This is a genomic window from Thalassospira sp. SN3W, assembly GCF_038070535.1.
In the GTDB taxonomy this organism is placed as follows: Bacteria; Pseudomonadota; Alphaproteobacteria; order Rhodospirillales; family Thalassospiraceae; genus Thalassospira; species Thalassospira xiamenensis.
In genome coordinates this window covers 1,620,379-1,637,337 of record NZ_CP121124.1, presented here as the reverse complement: position 1 = coordinate 1,637,337, position 16,959 = coordinate 1,620,379, and the positions used below count along the sequence as shown (strand labels likewise).

Here is a 16,959-nt window from a genome sequence, read left to right as displayed (position 1 = left end):
TAATAATATGCCGCAGCGCGAAAGATGGCTTGCAGTGCAAAACAAGTTTCGGTAATTTTCGGAAACAATATCGATAATTATTGAACAAAAATTATCAAACGGGAGATGCCAGATGGCTGCAATCGCACGTCCACGCCGCAGTGTTCTTTATATGCCGGGCTCCAATGCCCGGGCGCTGGAAAAGGGACGCAGTCTGCCTGCTGATGGCCTGATCCTTGATCTTGAGGATGCGGTGGCACCCGACGCAAAGGATGTTGCCCGCGATCAGATCGTTGCCGCGCTGGCAGAAGGTGGTTATGGCAAACGTGAAATCCAGATCAGGGCCAACGGGTTAAATACCCCGTGGGGATATGCCGATATCGTGGCTGCGGCCAAAACATCGGCCGACGCGATTTTGCTGCCAAAGGTCGAAAGTGCCGATACGGTCCGACAGGTTGCGACCATCATGGAAGCGCAGGGTGCGCATGCGGATATGCGTATCTGGTGCATGATGGAAACGCCGCTTGCGATGCTTGATGCCAGGGAAATCGCAGGGGCTCATCCGCGCCTTGGCGGTTTTGTGATGGGGACATCTGATCTGGCGAAGGATCTGAACTGCGCTCATACGCCTGATCGTTTGCCAATGATGACAAGTCTTGGCCTTTGCCTGCTGGCGGCCCGTGCCTATGGCCTTGCGATCCTTGACGGCGTTCATCTTGATCTTTCGGACGATGATGGCTTCGCCGCATCCTGTAAGCAGGGGCGTGAAATGGGATTTGATGGCAAAACGCTGATCCATCCCAAAACCATTGCGGCTGCTAATACCGCATTCGCCCCAGCCGAAAGCGAGATTGCCTGGGCACGCAAAATCATTGCCGCCCATGAGGAAGCGGCACAAGAGGGCAAAGGTGTTGTCGTGGTCGATGGCAAGCTGATCGAGAATTTGCATGTGGTTTCGGCCAAGCGTCTGGTCGCAATGGCCGATCAGATTGCGGAAATGGACGCGGTTTAAGCCCCGCACATAGCTGGATAAAAAGCGCGAAAAGCATCGGCATTCCATTTTGTCAGACCAAGCGCCATACATGCAGGGAGGCACCATGGCATCGAAAACAAATCCAGGAAATTACTTTGAGGATTTCCGCATCGGTCAGGAAATGCGCCACGCAACACCGCGCACGATCACGACCGGTGATGTCGCACTTTATACCGGGCTTTATGGTTCCCGTTTTGCGGTGCAGTCATCTGATGAATTTGCCCGGCGGATCGGGTTTGATCGCGCGCCTGTGGATGATTTTCTGGCGTTTCATATGGTATTTGGCAAAACCGTGCCAGATGTGTCGTTGAATGCGGTTGCCAATCTTGGTTATGCGGGCGGCGTGTTTGGCGCGCCGGTCTATCCTGGCGATACGGTCAGTACGGTATCGACCGTGATCGGGCTTAAGGAAAACTCGAACGGCAAGAGCGGTGTGGTTTACGTCAATTCCATCGGTCGTAATCAGCGCGGCGAGATGGTGCTGGATTACAATCGCTGGGTCATGGTGCGCAAACATGATGAAAGTGCCCGGGCACCTGAAACAGTCATTCCTGAATTGCCAGGCGTCGTTGCGCCAGAGGCATTGCAGATCCCCAAAAGCCTTGATCTGTCGGCCTATGATTTTGAGCTGGCCGGGGCATCCCATCGTTGGGGTGAATATGCGATTGGCGAAAAAATCGATCATATCGATGGCATGACCATCGAAGAAGCCGAACACCAGATCGCAACCCGTCTTTACCAGAATACAGCCAAGGTTCACTTTGATCAGGTTGCGGCAGGTGCCGGGCGGTTTGGCAAGCGGCTGATTTATGGTGGGCACATCATTTCACTGGCACGTGCATTGTCCTTTAACGGGCTTGGCAACGGTTTTCGTATTGCTGCGATTAATGCCGGTGCGCATGTTAATCCGGCTTTTGCCGGCGATACGGTATTTGCCTGGTCCGAGGTTCTGGACAAGTTTGAAATTCCGGGGCGACGAGACATCGGTGCGCTTCGTTTGCGTCTTGTTGCGGTGCGCGATCGGCAGGCATCTGACTTCCCGTTACGTGACGCAGAAGGAAAATATGACTCCGGCGTTCTTCTGGACTTTGATTATACCGTTTTAATTCCCAGATAATCTGGCAGGTGCAGTCTTGCGTATTAAGGTCTAATTGTGCGATTGCTAAATGCACGTTACGCCGTTTTCTGCATTAAGGGGAAACCCTTGGCCCTTCCCGCGGGTCGTAGACGGCACAAGAGAGGTCAACTACGTAGTTTAACCGAGGCGAAAACGGAATTTGGTCGCGGATTTCTTTGGATTTCAAAGGTGTCTAGATTGACTCAAACCCGTTGCATGGGTAAATAAACCCTGCTTTCCCGCCAGCTACTTTGAGAAGAGGCAAATCCGCTATGAGCAAAGCCAATCGGCCGCTGTCTCCGCACTTGCAGGTGTACCGGCTTCCGATGGCAGCCAAGATGTCCATTTCGTTCCGTGCGATGGGTGTCGGTCTTGCCATTGGTTTCGTATTTCTGGCGTCCTGGCTGATTGGTGCCGGCGCTGGTCGTGATGCATTTGACGGCTATCACGCATTTTTCACCTCGTGGTTTGGTCTGCTGCTGCTGTTCGGTTGGACGGCGGCATTTTATTACCATGCTTGCAACGGTGTCCGGCACCTTGTCTGGGATACCGGTCGCGGCCTGACGAATGAGGGCGCCAGAAAAGGCAACCCGATCGTCTTTGGCGCGGCAATCGTGCTGACCATTCTTACCTGGATTATCGGTCTGGCCTAAGGCCGGGCAAGAGGGGACAAACCTGTCATGAAAATGCAATCCGATCTGGGCCGTGTTCGCGGCCTCGGTTCTGCTAAAAGTGGCTCGTCGCACTGGTGGACCCAGCGCGTTACCGCTGTCGCAAACCTTCCGCTCGGCATCTGGTTCATCATATCGATTCTGTCTGGCCATACGGCCGACTATGATGCAGTCCGTGATTGGCTGAGCTCGTATTTCCATTCGACCATGATGATCCTGATGATCATCAGTGTTTCTGTGCACTTCACGCATGGCCTTCAGGTCGTGATCGAGGATTATGTGCACAACCGTAAAGCAGAAATCGTATCGCTGTTCCTGATCAAGGCTGTGGCCGCATTCCTGTCGGTTGCTGCCATCGTGTCGGTCATGCGTATCGTTTTTGCCGGAGCCTGAACCAATGAGCGAATCATATAAAATTATCGACCATAACTACGACGTCGTTGTTATGGGCGCAGGCGGCGCCGGTCTTCGTGCGACGCTTGGTACGGTCGAAGCCGGACTGAAAACCGCCTGTATCACCAAGGTCTTCCCGACCCGCTCGCACACCGTTGCGGCGCAGGGCGGCATTGGTGCATCACTTGGCAACATGTCCGAAGATCACTGGCAGTGGCATATGTATGACACCGTCAAGGGCTCCGACTGGCTTGGTGACCAGGACGCGATCGAATATATGTGCCGTAACGCTGTTCCGGCTGTTCATGAACTTGAACATTACGGCATGCCGTTCTCGCGGACCGAAGATGGTAAAATCTATCAGCGTCCGTTCGGTGGTCATACCCGTGACCACGGTAAAGCGCCGGTCGAACGTGCCTGTGCCGCGGCTGACCGTACCGGTCATGCCATGCTGCACACCCTGTATCAGCAGTGCCTGAAACACAAAGCCGAATTCTTTGTCGAATATATCGCCCTTGATCTGATCATGGGTGACGACGGGTCGTGCAAAGGTCTGGTCGCCTGGGATCTTGATACCGGTGAAATCCATCGTTTCAACGCCAAGATGACCATTCTGGCGTCGGGCGGTTATGGTCGCGCATTCTTTAGCTGCACTTCGGCCCATACCTGCACCGGTGACGGTCATGGCATGGTCGCACGTGCAGGCCTTGGTCTTCAGGACATGGAATTCGTTCAGTTCCACCCGACCGGCATTTACGGTTCTGGCTGCCTGATCACCGAAGGTGCGCGTGGCGAGGGCGGTTATCTGACCAACTCCGAAGGCGAACGTTTCATGGAACGTTACGCACCGACCGTTAAGGACCTTGCGTCACGTGACGTCGTTTCGCGCGGTATGGCACAGGAAATCCGTGATGGTCGCGGTGTTGGCGAACACGGTGAATACATCCACCTGCACCTTGAACATCTTGGTTCGGAAGTGCTGTGGGAACGTCTGCCGGGTATTACCGAAACCGCAAAAATCTTTGCCGGTGTTGATGCGACCAAGGAACCGATCCCGGTCCTGCCGACGGTTCATTACAACATGGGCGGCATTCCGACCAACTATAAGGGCGAAGTCCTGCGTCCGACCGCGGATAACCCGAACGCAATCGTTCCGGGTCTGATGGCGGCCGGCGAAGCGGCCTGCGTGTCGGTCCACGGTGCAAACCGTCTTGGCACCAACTCGTTGCTCGACCTTGTTGTTTTTGGTCGTGCATGTGGCTTGCACGCCGCCGAAGTCGTCGATGCCAAGGCATCCTACAAGGAACTCAAAACCACCGATGGCGACGAGGCTATTGCACGTTTCGACCGTCTGCGTTGGGCAAAGGGTTCTCGTCCGACCGCCGAAATCCGTCTGGAAATGCAGCGCGTCATGCAGGGCAATTGCGGCGTGTTCCGTACTGCCGAGATTCTCAAGGAAGGTGTCGAAAAGCTTTCCGCGACCGCAGCAACGCTTCCTGATGTTGCCGTGTCGGATCGTTCGCTGATCTGGAACTCCGATCTCGTCGAAACGATGGAACTCGAAAACCTCATGGTCTGCGCTGCTGCAACCATGAATTCCGCCGAGGCCCGTCACGAATCACGCGGGGCACATGCCCACGAGGATTATCCGAAGCGTGATGACGAAGTCTGGATGAAGCACACGATTGCGACTGTCGATTGGGACAAAGGGTATGGCGTTGATCTGACCTATCGTCCGGTCAATAACTTCACCCTTACCGATGAAGTGTCGTATATCGAGCCGAAAGAGCGCGTCTATTAAGGCGCGGCAAGAGAGGATTTGAGAGATGGTAGAATTCAATCTTCCCGCCAATTCGGTCGTTAAAGAGGGCAAGTCGTTCTCTGCACCGGCTGACGCGACAAACACCCGCAGCTTCAAGATCTATCGTTATGATCCTGACAGTGGCGATAACCCGCGTACCGATACTTACGACATTGACCTTGATAAGTGCGGTCCGATGGTTCTTGATGCGCTGATCAAGATCAAGAACGAGATCGACGCGACCCTGACATTCCGTCGTTCTTGTCGCGAAGGCATTTGCGGTTCGTGCGCGATGAATATCGACGGTCGCAACACGCTTGCGTGTCTGAAACCGATCGAGGACATCAAGGGCGAGGTCAAAATCTATCCGCTGCCGCATATGCCGGTGGTCAAGGATCTGGTGCCGGATTTGTCGCAGCCTTATGCACAGCTCGCCTCGATCGAGCCGTGGCTGAAGGCCGATAGCCCGACTCCGCCCGATGGCGAGCGTCTGCAGTCGCGTGAAGAACGCGCGAAGCTTGACGGTCTGTGGGAATGCATCCTGTGCTTCTCCTGCTCGACCGCGTGCCCGTCTTACTGGTGGAACTCCGACCGTTATCTCGGCCCGGCTGTTCTGTTGCAGGCTTATCGTTGGCTGGCTGACTCGCGTGATGAATATACCGGTGAACGTCTCGACGCGCTCGAAGATCCGTTCCGCCTGTATCGTTGCCACACGATCATGAACTGCACCAATACCTGCCCGAAAGGCCTGAACCCGGCATTGGCGATCACCGAAATCAAAAAGATGATCGCAGAACGCCGCGCCTGATCGGCTTAGACCATAAAAAAGTCTTTTTAAGACAAAAAGTTAAAGCCGCCGGAGATCGGATGATCCCGGCGGCTTTTTCTGTTTTAATACTGTTTATAAAGACAACCTGACCCGAACAATCGGGCACGAGCAAAGGCAAACCGATGAAAAAAGCGCATTGGCTGTTCCCCCTTAGCGGCGCGGCATATGGCTTCGCATTCTGGTATCTGATCGATTATCGCTGGGAGGATGACTATCTTCTGGCGAGTCTGATGACCTTTATTGCCGCACTGGCCTATTGCAGCTGGTTTGCCATTGGCGTGTGTCGTCTGCGTGATGATCTTGCGGTGACGTTTGTTTTACCAACCCTCGCAGCCCTTCAGGTGCTGGCATTTCAGCATCTGGTCGGGTTCGATCATACCGATGATGTCGCCATTTTAGGTTTGCTCGCCTGTCAGGCGTTTTGGGTCGGGCTTGCTGTCGCCATATGGCGGATATGGGGGCCGTTGCAGACGACTGTTTTACCAAACTATCCGGATCGGGCGGCACTGGTGCCCGAAATCTGGTCAATCAAGCTGGCATTGGCATTTGGTTTGGTCGGGGTTGGTGTCGTCTGGCCCGTTCTTTATGCCTTGTCTTCGCTGTTTATGCTGGTGGGGATCGACCAGATTTGGGACCTGATCAGTGAGGCGTATGTTGCGATGCCCCTTTCGGGGGCGGCTTTTGCCACAGGTATCCTCATTGCGCGTGAAAAATCGGGGCTTCTGATCCCGGTCCGCCAGGTGATTGGCGGAATGTTCCGCATTCTTTATCCGATTCAGGCTCTGGGGCTTTTCCTGTTTCTGATTGCGGCGGCATTGGGTGGCTGGGAAGTTCTGCTGGATCAGGAATTTGGTGTCTGGTGGACCGTGATGGCCGCCGCAGCAGGGTTAAGCTACCTACTGTTTGGGGCGGTGCAGGCAGGCGAAGGTGTAACCTTGTTTGGCCGGATCGGTGATCGTGTCTTTCGCTTTACATTGTGGATGGCACCGATTTTTGCCCTGATTGCGATGGCAACGATTTATATCCGGGTGCGTGAATACGGCCTGACCCCATCGCGGATTTATGCGATCTGGGCGGCGGTATTTGTCTTGATGGCGACGATATGGCTTTCGGTGGCGGCATTTGGCCGTCGCCAGTCAACCCCGGTATCGTTGCGCCGGGCTTTTGGTCATATTGCCATTTGCGGGACCCTGACGGCCTTTATCATACATCTGCCGTTGCTTGACCCGGTCAGCATTTCGGCGCGAAATCAGCAAAGCCGTCTTTTGTCGATGGCAGACTGGGACAAGGCTGACCTTTCTTTCATTGCCCGAAATCTTGGAATGCCGGGCGAAAAGGCACTTGCTGAACTTGACGCGGCAAAACCCGACAAGGTGCCGCCACTTGCCGAACTGCGCAGCTATATCGATCCTGATGCCGGACGGATGATGGTCGAAATTGACAATATTCCGCTTTATCCTGCGGAATATCGCGTGCCTGGGGAAGCCGTAACCAGATTGCTTGAAGCACAGCTTGAATATGATCGCCGCTTCTGTCGCAAGGGAGGTTTAGGCACAGCAACCCCGGATCAGTGCGCATTGTTGCTGGTCGATCTTGACGGCGATGGAATGGAAGAAGCAGCCTTTTTCACGGCGCGTGATTATGTTGATATCTATCGTTATGAGGTCGCGGATGATGATTGGCAGATTGTGACCAGTTTCTTCCATGGCCAGAACGAAATCGACCATGCGGCAATGTTGCGTGATCTTGCCGATGGTAATTTTAAAGCGGTTTCGCCCCGCTATTCCGATCTTTTGATCGGTGAGGTGCAGTGGGGCCAGTATCGTTAACGCCTGTCTAATCGGGACAGGCTATGCTTTGTCATCACATGAAACAGCATCAGGGAATGACTGCTTTGTTGATCCGGACACATCATCTCATTGCGGGCCTGGCCCTTCTAACGCTGGCGGCCTGCGGCGATACCTCTGCGAAATGGGAGCCCCAGGATATGTTCGCAAGCCCTGCGGAAAAGCCGGTTGACGAACGATACCGGGCGATGATCGATTTCAAGGCGCTATCGCGTGACGATGCCGGGGTTGAATATGCCGCCGGGCCGAGCGCGACCGTTCTGGGCGCGGTGGAAGAAGCCGTTGCCCTTTGTCAGGAAAAGGGTGGCAAGGGATGCAAGGCGGTCCGTGTCGGTCTGACATGGGTTGATGGTCTTGACAGCGATGCCATCAAGGCGGTGATGGAAACCTATCGCAACACCATGCTGGCAGAAGCAACGCAGGCATCGAATGCGGGGAATGCCGGTGCGGCGAACTGGCTTGCCTTCCATTATGCGGTTCGCGGTGAAAATTTGGGTGAAGCAGAACGTCTGATCAAGCGTGCCTTGCAGGTTGCACCCGATGATCCCGGTGCGCTCGATACTTACGGGCTGGTGCTTTATAAGCAGGGCAAATATCAGGAAGCAGAAGAGATATTTGTGGCTGTAAACAAGGCAATGCCGACGGCTGAACATCTTGCGCATTTTGCCGACAATGCTCTTGCGATGGGCAAAACCGAAATGGCACGCGCGGCTTATCAGCGCGCCCTTGAGGCGCAGCCAAGTGCGGTGCTGTCACAGGAAATCCAGAAACGGTTGCTCGCCCTTGATCTCGGTGGCGGCGCGGCAACACAATGATCAATCTTGTCATCTTTGATTGCGATGGGGTGCTGATCGATAGCGAAGTGCTGTCGTTTGCCGTCGATGTTCAGATACTTGCAGGCTATGGCATTGAAGTCTCATCGGATGACCTGGCGCGCCGTTTTGGCGGTGTGTCCTATGCCGGGATGGTCGACTGCCTGAATAATGATCACGCAACCGCGATTGACGCCGTGCAGTATCAGAAAGAATGTGAAGATCTGCTCGGAAGTCTTTTTGAAACGGATCTGCGGGCGATTGGTGGCATTGACGCGGTTCTGAAATCACTTGATGTGCCGGTTTGCGTTGCATCGGGCAGTGATTTGGCACGCCTTGATACCTGTCTTGGAAATACCGGTTTGCTTGATTTCTTCGAGGCGCGGATTTTCTCGGTCGAGGAAGTGGCAAATGGCAAACCGGCCCCGGATATCTTCCTGCATGCAGCGCGGGAATGCGGTTCCAAACCGGAAAGCTGCCTTGTGATCGAAGACAGCCCCGCCGGGATTATTGCCGCCGGGGCGGCCGGGATGCGATCCGTCGGCTTTCTTGGTGGCGGCCATCGAAATCCGCAAGATGCCGAAATGTTGATGCAGGCCGGTGCCGAGGATGTTGTCGGTGATGCCAGCGAACTGCACCGGTATCTTGGCAATCAGGGACTGGCAAAACGACCCTGATCGCAATTGATCAGGGTGCAATGTCTTGTGATCGTTTTCTCAGGTCTGGGGCCAGTCAAGCGTTACAGGCGTATCATCAACCATCGGCAGATCAATTTCGTTCAGGTTGTTGCCCGGGCCGCTGCGATCCACGATCAGAAAGTCACTTTCTGGTTCAAGCACCAGAAGCGGGTGGTGCCAGACATTCTTGGCATAAGTCACACCCTGCGACCCGTCCGAGATAAAGGCGCGCAGATTTTCGGGAGCAGGGGTGTCTGAACCCTCTGCCACAACAATCAGGAACTTCTGACCGCTTAGAGGCACGAACGCCTGGGAGCCCAGTGGATGGCGTTCCATCATTTTGATTTCAATCGGCATCGGGCGCGGTGTGCCGCGAAAAATGCTGATGATTGGTGTGCCACCTTCGTCCCCGACATCAACGCGCGATATGTCGTGAAACCGCGTTGTTGTGCCCAGATTGATTTTATATTCGTCCCGCGCGGTGGCGGTGGATATCACCTCGCCAAACGGGGCAAAAGCCGCGGGGGTTAGCGGTTCGACTTTCAGTTTCATAGTCTTATCGCTTTGCCGGCTTGCCAAGAATGCGCAGGCGGCTGATCCCGCCATCTGGAATGGAATTGACGCGCAAATGCGATACCGGGCCGAGCTTGGCGATGACCGACGCATCAAATTCGTGGATATGGTCGGCCTGCATTTTCTGTTCAGGCAAAATGGTTTGCCAGAACATCGAACGTGCGCGCAGCGACTTATCCTTTTCACCATCCACATAGGCGGCCTGAATGGAAACCCGGTCGGGATAGTTGCCCTTGAAGTGGCAGGTATCGACGATGATTTTCTCGATCTCGCCAGGATGGCCGAGCTCAACGATAAGCCACTCGTTGCCGGGTTCGCGGCGGCGCCGTGTTTCCCAGCCATCACCCATATTGATGCCTCTGCCCGGGGCCAGAATGGCATTCGGGTTGCCATAATGGGCATCCGACCATGTCAGGACCACGCCACCATTGATCATGGCCGCCAGATCAACCTGATCGGCACTGCTTGCCATTTTTGACCAGTCCCGATCCGGGCAGCCATAAACGCGCAGACGGGCAATGCCGCCATCGGGATAGATATGCAGGCGGACATGGGTGAAAACGCCCTCTGCCGTGACGTCAGCATAATGGTGGGCTTCTGCGCCGACACCGGCACGTAACCCGATCGGGGCAACGATTTCGATCCAGGTCGCATCTTCGGCGGGATCACCATCCGGGCAATAGCATGCCTCAAGCGATGCGGCGGGCGGGAAGTTGCCGGTGAAGTGGCTGGTATCGATATCGACACCGTAAATCCGGCCCGATGTTGCCAGCCGTACCACACAGTAATCATGACCTTCCACACGTTTCCGGCGGCTTTCCCAGCCATCCATCCACTTGCCATTGTCATCATATTTATCCGGATAAAAAATGGCATCGGCGGTTTGCAACATGCGTTGCTTGTCGGCAAAGAAATCATCGGTCGCAAAGATTGCTTCTGCGCCCAGACGTTCGTCGGCCAGGTTGACAAAACGCCGGGTAAATTCCGGGGCATCATGGTTTGTGTGGTGGCTCATGGTTTCTAGATCCTGATTATTGGTTATTTTGTTCGGGCCGGTCATTGGTGATCAAAGGGCTTCGAGGCGCAGCTTGGCGATACGGTGTACCTGATTGATGGCCTCGTTAAATTCGGTTTCGACATCGTTCTTAACGCGGCGTTCGAATGCGTTCAGGATGTCGGTCCGATGGAACCCTTTGACCGCAAAGATGAACGGGAAACCGAACTTCTTTTTGTAGTCGTCATTCAATTGCGTAAAACGGGCAAGTTCATCGGGCGTGCATTGATCAAGCCCGGCACCGGTTTGCTCATTCTGCGAGGAATGCGTGAGTTCCGCCAATGCAAGCTTGCCAGCAAGATCAGGGTGGGCGCGAAGCAGTGTCAGTTTGTCACCATCAACCGCGCCATTTACCACGGCTGCCATGGCATCGGCGAGTGCATCAGGGGTATCAAGGGCGGGCGTGATGCCGCGATCATATAACTGTTCAGCGATCCAGGGCGAATGTTCGTAAACCCCGCCATACAGCGAGACAAAGGCGCTTTGTGCCAATGTGCTGGGTGGTCGGGTTTCGAACAATGATTTTGCAGGTTCGGTCATATCGGCCATTTCAGTTCTTGTTTTTCTTCATGGTTATTGGTTTTCGGTGAACGGATGATGTTCACGCCAGTGACGCGCAATATCGATGCGACGTGCGAACCAGACATCATCATGACCACGAACATAATCGACAAAGCGTTTCAGGGCTGCAAACCGACCCGGACGGCCGACAAGACGGCAATGCAAACCGACCGATAGCATCCGCGGGGTTTCAGCACCTTCTTCGTAAAGCGTATCAAAACTGTCTTTCAGATATTGAAAATATTGTTCGCCGGAATTGAAGCCCTGCATGGCGGCAAAGCGCATGTCGTTGACATCAAGCGTATAGGGCACGATCAGATGCGGGGTTTCTGTCTGTGTCGACCAGAAAGGCAGTTCATCGCTGTAATCATCCGCGTCATACAGGAAGCCGCCTTCTTCGGCGACAAGCCGCCGGGTGTTAGGGCTTGTGCGGCCTGTATACCAGCCAAGCGGGCGTTCGCCCGTCACATCCTTGATGATGTCGATGGCTTTGTGCAGGTGTTCGCGTTCAAGTTCTTCGGGGAAATATTGGTAATCGATCCAGCGATAACCATGTGAACAGATTTCATGACCATCGCGCATCGCGACTTCGCCAACCTTCGGGTGGCGGGCCAGTGCCATGGCAACGGCAAAGATGGTGATCGGAATTTGCCGTTCGCGAAACAGGTTCAGGATCCGCCAGACACCAACGCGCGAACCATATTCGTAAATCGACTCCATGCTCATATGGCGAACGCCTTCGCGCATGTCGGCACCGATGATTTCCGACAGGAAGGATTCTGACGCGCGATCCCCGTGCAGAACGCAGTTTTCACCGCCTTCCTCGTAATTCAGCACGAACTGCACCGCAACACGGGCCTTGCCCGGCCAGTTGGCCTTTGGCGGATTGGGGCCATAGCCAATCAGGTCGCGTGCATAATTCTGTTCGGTCATCTTTGGCCTCTCCTGATATCGCAACGCCCGGCTTTGTCATGCGGGCTGTTTGGTGTAGCATTAACCATAGGTCGAAGCGCAGCAAGGAAGAACTCCTGCGCGCTGGTTGGTGGATGATAATGCCGCACTATCAATCTGACTTTGATAATGTTCCTGGACGGGAAATCGCTTTGGCCGGTTTTTTATTGGCTTTTAAAAGCTTTTGATCCGACTTTGATAGTATTCTGCACGAAGCTATGGCAATCGTTTTTCAAAGAATTATTGATATAGTTTCACTTTATCGCCTCTTTCCACGATCCGTGTCCTAATGCGACCTTTTTGAAACGCTATAAATTCGTTCGGCATAAAACGATCAATCAGAAAAGCCGACCAGGGAAGAAGCGACTGACCACCGCATGAGAGAGAAAAGAGGAGGCCCGGCATGGGACGACTGACTACCCATGTTCTAGATACGGCAAAAGGTTGCCCGGCGGGCGGCATCCGGATCGAGCTGCACCGTTTTGGTGACGGCCATGATGATCTGGTCGCCGAAGCCGTAACCAATGCCGACGGGCGAACCGATGTGCCAATGCTTGATGGTGCCTCGTTCAAGCCGGGCGAGTATCAGCTTGTCTTTCATGCCGGGGCGTATTTCGACGCCATCGGTCTTGATCTGCCGGAGCCGAAATTCCTTGATCAGGTCGTAATCCGGTTCGGTATTTCAGATGCGCAGGCACATTATCATGTGCCGCTGCTGCTTTCGCCGTTTGGCTATTCCACCTATCGTGGCAGCTGAGGCCATCATGACCAAACCGGCCCTTGATACACGCGATGATATCCGGTTCTTGTTCGGAAACGAGGAACGTCGCCTGCGCGATATCGATCCGCAAATGACGGTTTTGAGCTGGCTGCGCTTAAACGAGCGCAAGACCGGGACGAAAGAAGGCTGTGCCGAGGGCGATTGTGGTGCCTGCACGGTTATTCTGGGCGAACCGGATGGAATGGGCAGCATGCGTTACCGGACGGTCAATGCCTGTATCCAGTTTATGCCGACCCTTGATGGCAAGCAGCTTCTGACTGTGGAACATCTTAAATCCGATGACGGCAGCCTTCATCCGGTGCAGCAGGCCATGGTAGAAACCCATGGGTCGCAATGCGGTTTCTGTACGCCGGGTTTTGTCATGAGCCTCTATCAGCTTTGGCTGGATGGGGGCGAGGATGACCGGGGTGCCATCAATGACGCCCTTGCCGGGAACCTTTGCCGTTGCACCGGTTATGGACCGATCATCGAAGCCGCCCGCAAGGCCGGTGGCATAAGCGCAACCGATCCGGTCGAACAAAAACGCCGTTCCGATATCACGACCCGATTGACCGCGATGATCGAAGGTGCAGGCATGCTGGCACTCGAAACGCCGGTGGGTCGTTACTTCGCCCCGCGCAGCAGCGATGAACTGGCCGCACTTTTGGTGGCCCATCCCGATGCGACGGTGCTGGCGGGCGGAACGGATGTCGGGCTTTGGGTGACCAAGATGCTCAAGCGGATTGATCCGATCATTTATATCGGGGATGTCGCCGATCTTAAATCGGTCCGCGAAAAGGACGGTGCTCTGACCATCGGTGCCGGTGTGACTTATAGCGATGCTCATGCTGCGCTTGGCATGATTGCCGGTGATGTCGGGGAACTGGTTCGCCGGATCGGGTCACGGCAAATCCGCAACGCGGGGACGGTTGGTGGTAATATCGCCAATGGATCGCCGATTGGCGATACACCACCGGCCCTGATTGCGCTGGGTGCGCGGATTGTTCTGCGCATGGGGGATTTCCGGCGCGAAGTCGCCCTTGAAGATTTCTTTATCACCTATGGCAAGCAGGACCGGGCCAAGGGCGAGTTCGTTGAAAGCATCATCGTTCCGAAACCAGCCGCCGGGGTGCAGTTCAAGGCCTACAAGATTTCCAAGCGGTTTGATCAGGACATTACGGCGGTTCTTGCGGCCTTTGCCATTCGGATTGATGGCGGCAAGGTGGTCGAATTCCGGGCGGCATTTGGTGGCATGGCTGGAACACCGATGCGGGCCAAAAAGTGCGAGGCGGCCCTGATCGGCAAGGACTGGAACGAGGCCAGCCTGAGTGCGGCGCAACTGGCTTTGACCAGGGATTTTGCACCGATGTCGGATATGCGGGCATCAAAAGAATACCGCATGCTGGTCGCGCAGAACCTTCTGACCAAACTGTTTATCGAAACAACGGCACCTGAAATTGCCACCCGTCTGGTTGGCAGGGAGGCTGCCTATGTCTGACAACGCATCCAAAACCATCGATACCAAAGACCCGGACGAACTTCTGGCGCCGACACCGGGGCTTTCAGGTGGGGTCCGATCCGCCAGCAAGCACGACAGTGGTCCGAAACATGTCGCGGGCGAAGCGGTTTATGTCGACGATATTCTTGAACCGTTCGGCACCCTTCATCTGGCACCCGGTGCAGCAACCATCGCACATGGCAGAATCACGAAAATGGATCTGTCAAAGGTGCGATCCGCCCCCGGTGTGGTGTGTGTCCTGACGGCGGATGATGTGCCCGGTGTCAATGACGTGTCACCCGCTCATAGCCATGATGATCCGGTTCTGCCCGACGGGATTGTTAAGTTTTACGGTCAGCCGGTTTTCTGTGTTGCCGCCGAAACCCGCGAACAGGCACGCAATGCCGTCAAGCTGGCCGAGATCGAATATGAAGAATTGCCCGCGATCCTAAGCGTTAAGGAAGCACTGGAAAAACAGCAATTCGTTGCACCGCCCCATGTCATGGCGCAGGGCGATGCCAAATCGGCACTGGCACGTGCCAAGCATCGCCGGTGCGGGGTGATGGAAATCGGCGGGCAGGATCATTTCTATCTTGAAGGACAGATCACCTTTGCCATCCCGCAGGAAGACGGTGACGTGCTTTTGCATTGCTCGACCCAGCATCCTTCCGAAGTGCAGCACAATATCGCCAATGTCCTTGGTCGTCCGGCCAATGCCGTAACGGTCGAAGTTCGCCGTATGGGCGGTGGTTTTGGCGGCAAGGAAACCCAGGCATCGCAATGGGCGGCATTGGCCGCGATTGTTGCGGTCAAAACCGGGCGTCCGGCAAAAATGCGTCTGGATCGAGATGATGACATGGTCATGACCGGCAAACGCCATGACTTTATTGTCGAATATGATGTCGGCTTTGATGATGACGGCCGGATTTGCGGGCTGGATATTCAATATGCCGCCAATTGCGGTTTCTCGGCCGATCTGTCCGCCGCCATTTGTGATCGGGCGATGTTCCATACCGACAATGCCTATTTCCTTGGCGATGTCGAAATCCGGTCCTATCGCTGCAAAACCAATCTGGTGTCCAATACCGCCTTTCGCGGATTTGGCGGGCCGCAGGGCATGGTGGCAATTGAACGGATTATTGATGAAATCGCCATGACGATTGGCTGTGATCCGCTTGATGTGCGGATCGCCAATTATTACGGCACGACGGACCGCAACACGACGCCCTATCACATGACGGTCGAGGATAATGTCCTTCCGGAACTGACGGACGACATTCTGGCATCTTGCGATTATCGCAAGCGCCGCAAAGAAATAGATGCGTTTAACGACGAAAGCCCGGTGATCAAGCGCGGACTTTCGATCACGCCGGTCAAGTTCGGCATTTCCTTTACCACGACCTTCCTGAATCAGGCAGGCGCATTGATCCATATTTATCAGGACGGATCGGTGCATCTGAACCATGGCGGGACGGAAATGGGGCAGGGCCTGTTTATCAAGGTCGCCCAGGTTGTGGCCGAAGAATTCCAGATTGATCTGGACCGGATCAAAATCACGGCAACCAATACCGGCAAGGTTCCCAACACATCGGCAACCGCGGCATCAAGCGGGGCGGATATGAACGGCATGGCAGCGCGCGATGCCGCAATGACAATCAAATCCCGCCTGATTGCATTTGCGGCTGAAAAATACGGTGTGGCCGAGGCCGCCATTCGCTTTGTCCCGGGCCGGGTGATTGTTGGTGATGTTGCCGAACTGGAATTTGCCGATCTGGTCAAACAGGCTTATCTGGCGCGTGTTTCGCTTTCGGCAACGGGCTATTATGCGACACCGAAAATCCATTATGACCGTGAAACCGCATCGGGTCGGCCGTTCTATTACTTCGCCTATGGCATGGCCTGTTCCGAGGTGATGATCGATACCCTGACCGGTGAATACAAGGTGACCCGCGTTGATATCAGCCACGATGTCGGCCGGTCGTTGAACCCGGCGATTGACCGGGGGCAGATCGAAGGCGGCTTTATTCAAGGGATGGGATGGCTGACATCTGAGGAATTGTGGTGGGATGATGCAGGTCGTTTGCGCACGCATGCGCCGTCCACCTATAAAATTCCCGCATGTTCGGATCGTCCGGATGATTTCCGGCTTGAGTTGTGGTCATCCGGAAGAAATGTTGAAAAAACCATCCACAGATCCAAGGCGGTTGGTGAGCCGCCCCTGATGCTGGCGATTTCAGTGCATCGCGCAATTGCTGATGCGATTGCATCGGTCGGGAATTACAAGGTGATCCCGATGCTCGATGCGCCGGCAACGCCCGAAGCCGTCCTGAATGCGGTCGCAAATGTGGCAAAGGGCATGATCGCCCAAAGTCATGATGCGGTTCCGGCGGCGGGGGAATAGCA

16 protein-coding genes are annotated in these 16,959 nt (G+C 54.9%); 12 read left to right on the top strand and 4 right to left on the bottom strand.

Annotated features, from left to right (window positions below):
- Positions 1 to 112: 112 nt before the first annotated feature.
- From P8T57_RS07245 to P8T57_RS07205, 9 genes are all read left to right on the top strand, one after another.
- Positions 113 to 991, top strand: coding sequence for a CoA ester lyase (locus tag P8T57_RS07245; protein WP_341365023.1), 879 nt, complete (start codon positions 113 to 115; stop codon positions 989 to 991).
- A gap of 85 nt (positions 992 to 1,076) precedes the next feature.
- Positions 1,077 to 2,129, top strand: a complete 1,053-nt coding sequence (locus P8T57_RS07240; RefSeq protein ID WP_037987640.1) for a MaoC family dehydratase — start codon at positions 1,077 to 1,079, stop codon at positions 2,127 to 2,129.
- Between the two features lie 272 nt (positions 2,130 to 2,401).
- Positions 2,402 to 2,782 carry a succinate dehydrogenase, cytochrome b556 subunit gene (gene sdhC, locus P8T57_RS07235; RefSeq protein WP_007088829.1) on the top strand — a complete coding sequence of 127 codons (381 nt, stop codon included), beginning with the start codon at positions 2,402 to 2,404 and terminating at the stop codon, positions 2,780 to 2,782.
- A 27-nt stretch (positions 2,783 to 2,809) separates the two neighbouring features.
- The gene (sdhD, locus tag P8T57_RS07230; protein ID WP_007088830.1) at positions 2,810 to 3,193 is read left to right on the top strand and encodes a succinate dehydrogenase, hydrophobic membrane anchor protein; all 384 of its coding nucleotides are present in this window, start codon (positions 2,810 to 2,812) and stop codon (positions 3,191 to 3,193) included.
- 4 nt (positions 3,194 to 3,197) lie between these two features.
- Positions 3,198 to 4,994, top strand: coding sequence for a succinate dehydrogenase flavoprotein subunit (gene sdhA / locus P8T57_RS07225; RefSeq protein ID WP_063092547.1), 1,797 nt, complete (start codon positions 3,198 to 3,200; stop codon positions 4,992 to 4,994).
- 25 nt (positions 4,995 to 5,019) lie between these two features.
- On the top strand, positions 5,020 to 5,802 hold the full coding sequence (locus P8T57_RS07220) for a succinate dehydrogenase iron-sulfur subunit (RefSeq protein WP_063092548.1): 783 nt from the start codon (positions 5,020 to 5,022) through the stop codon (positions 5,800 to 5,802).
- A gap of 143 nt (positions 5,803 to 5,945) precedes the next feature.
- Complete coding sequence (locus P8T57_RS07215; RefSeq protein ID WP_341365022.1) at positions 5,946 to 7,652, top strand: hypothetical protein; 1,707 nt, start codon at positions 5,946 to 5,948, stop codon at positions 7,650 to 7,652.
- Positions 7,653 to 7,810: 158 nt separating this feature from the next.
- Positions 7,811 to 8,485 (top strand): tetratricopeptide repeat protein, encoded by a 675-nt coding sequence (locus P8T57_RS07210; protein WP_341365021.1) that lies wholly within the window; start codon positions 7,811 to 7,813, stop codon positions 8,483 to 8,485.
- Positions 8,482 to 9,159 carry an HAD-IA family hydrolase gene (locus tag P8T57_RS07205; RefSeq protein WP_341365020.1) on the top strand — a complete coding sequence of 226 codons (678 nt, stop codon included), beginning with the start codon at positions 8,482 to 8,484 and terminating at the stop codon, positions 9,157 to 9,159. Before P8T57_RS07210 ends, P8T57_RS07205 begins: the two co-directional genes overlap by 4 nt.
- A 39-nt stretch (positions 9,160 to 9,198) precedes the next feature.
- On the opposite strand, the gene P8T57_RS07200 is transcribed toward P8T57_RS07205, so the two are convergent.
- Genes P8T57_RS07200 through puuE form a run of 4 tightly spaced genes read right to left on the bottom strand, consistent with a single transcriptional unit; the run spans position 9,199 to position 12,280 of the window.
- Entirely contained in the window at positions 9,199 to 9,711 is a 513-nt protein-coding gene (locus P8T57_RS07200) for an ureidoglycolate lyase (protein ID WP_341365019.1), read from the bottom strand.
- A gap of 4 nt (positions 9,712 to 9,715) precedes the next feature.
- On the bottom strand, positions 9,716 to 10,747 hold the full coding sequence (gene alc, locus P8T57_RS07195) for an allantoicase (RefSeq protein WP_341365018.1): 1,032 nt from the start codon (positions 10,745 to 10,747) through the stop codon (positions 9,716 to 9,718).
- 51 nt (positions 10,748 to 10,798) lie between these two features.
- On the bottom strand, positions 10,799 to 11,335 hold the full coding sequence (gene uraD, locus P8T57_RS07190; RefSeq protein WP_341365017.1) for a 2-oxo-4-hydroxy-4-carboxy-5-ureidoimidazoline decarboxylase: 537 nt from the start codon (positions 11,333 to 11,335) through the stop codon (positions 10,799 to 10,801).
- A gap of 24 nt (positions 11,336 to 11,359) precedes the next feature.
- Complete coding sequence (gene puuE / locus P8T57_RS07185) at positions 11,360 to 12,280, bottom strand: allantoinase PuuE (protein ID WP_037987644.1); 921 nt, start codon at positions 12,278 to 12,280, stop codon at positions 11,360 to 11,362.
- Positions 12,281 to 12,701: 421 nt separating this feature from the next.
- Here puuE and uraH point away from each other — a divergent pair, with 421 nt between their 5' ends.
- The 3 genes from uraH to xdhB are packed head-to-tail and all read left to right on the top strand — an operon-like array spanning position 12,702 to position 16,957.
- Positions 12,702 to 13,055, top strand: coding sequence for a hydroxyisourate hydrolase (gene uraH / locus P8T57_RS07180; RefSeq protein ID WP_341365016.1), 354 nt, complete (start codon positions 12,702 to 12,704; stop codon positions 13,053 to 13,055).
- A 7-nt stretch (positions 13,056 to 13,062) separates the two neighbouring features.
- Positions 13,063 to 14,556, top strand: coding sequence for a xanthine dehydrogenase small subunit (gene xdhA, locus P8T57_RS07175; RefSeq protein WP_341365015.1), 1,494 nt, complete (start codon positions 13,063 to 13,065; stop codon positions 14,554 to 14,556).
- Positions 14,549 to 16,957, top strand: coding sequence for a xanthine dehydrogenase molybdopterin binding subunit (xdhB, locus tag P8T57_RS07170; RefSeq protein WP_341365014.1), 2,409 nt, complete (start codon positions 14,549 to 14,551; stop codon positions 16,955 to 16,957). The genes xdhA and xdhB overlap by 8 nt, the downstream gene beginning before the upstream one ends.
- Positions 16,958 to 16,959 lie beyond the last annotated feature (2 nt).

Bases quoted from the DNA above. Each gene is read 5' to 3' on its own strand.
- P8T57_RS07245 (WP_341365023.1), top strand. From the start codon at position 113: ATGGCTGCAATCGCACGTCCACGCCGCAGTGTTCTTTATATGCCGGGC.
- P8T57_RS07240 (WP_037987640.1), top strand. From the start codon at position 1,077: ATGGCATCGAAAACAAATCCAGGAAATTACTTTGAGGATTTCCGCATC.
- sdhC (WP_007088829.1), top strand. From the start codon at position 2,402: ATGAGCAAAGCCAATCGGCCGCTGTCTCCGCACTTGCAGGTGTACCGG.
- sdhD (WP_007088830.1), top strand. From the start codon at position 2,810: ATGAAAATGCAATCCGATCTGGGCCGTGTTCGCGGCCTCGGTTCTGCT.
- sdhA (WP_063092547.1), top strand. From the start codon at position 3,198: ATGAGCGAATCATATAAAATTATCGACCATAACTACGACGTCGTTGTT.
- P8T57_RS07220 (WP_063092548.1), top strand. From the start codon at position 5,020: ATGGTAGAATTCAATCTTCCCGCCAATTCGGTCGTTAAAGAGGGCAAG.
- P8T57_RS07215 (WP_341365022.1), top strand. From the start codon at position 5,946: ATGAAAAAAGCGCATTGGCTGTTCCCCCTTAGCGGCGCGGCATATGGC.
- P8T57_RS07210 (WP_341365021.1), top strand. From the start codon at position 7,811: ATGTTCGCAAGCCCTGCGGAAAAGCCGGTTGACGAACGATACCGGGCG.
- P8T57_RS07205 (WP_341365020.1), top strand. From the start codon at position 8,482: ATGATCAATCTTGTCATCTTTGATTGCGATGGGGTGCTGATCGATAGC.
- P8T57_RS07200 (WP_341365019.1), bottom strand. From the start codon at position 9,711: ATGAAACTGAAAGTCGAACCGCTAACCCCCGCGGCTTTTGCCCCGTTT.
- alc (WP_341365018.1), bottom strand. From the start codon at position 10,747: ATGAGCCACCACACAAACCATGATGCCCCGGAATTTACCCGGCGTTTT.
- uraD (WP_341365017.1), bottom strand. From the start codon at position 11,335: ATGGCCGATATGACCGAACCTGCAAAATCATTGTTCGAAACCCGACCA.
- puuE (WP_037987644.1), bottom strand. From the start codon at position 12,280: ATGACCGAACAGAATTATGCACGCGACCTGATTGGCTATGGCCCCAAT.
- uraH (WP_341365016.1), top strand. From the start codon at position 12,702: ATGGGACGACTGACTACCCATGTTCTAGATACGGCAAAAGGTTGCCCG.
- xdhA (WP_341365015.1), top strand. From the start codon at position 13,063: ATGACCAAACCGGCCCTTGATACACGCGATGATATCCGGTTCTTGTTC.
- xdhB (WP_341365014.1), top strand. From the start codon at position 14,549: ATGTCTGACAACGCATCCAAAACCATCGATACCAAAGACCCGGACGAA.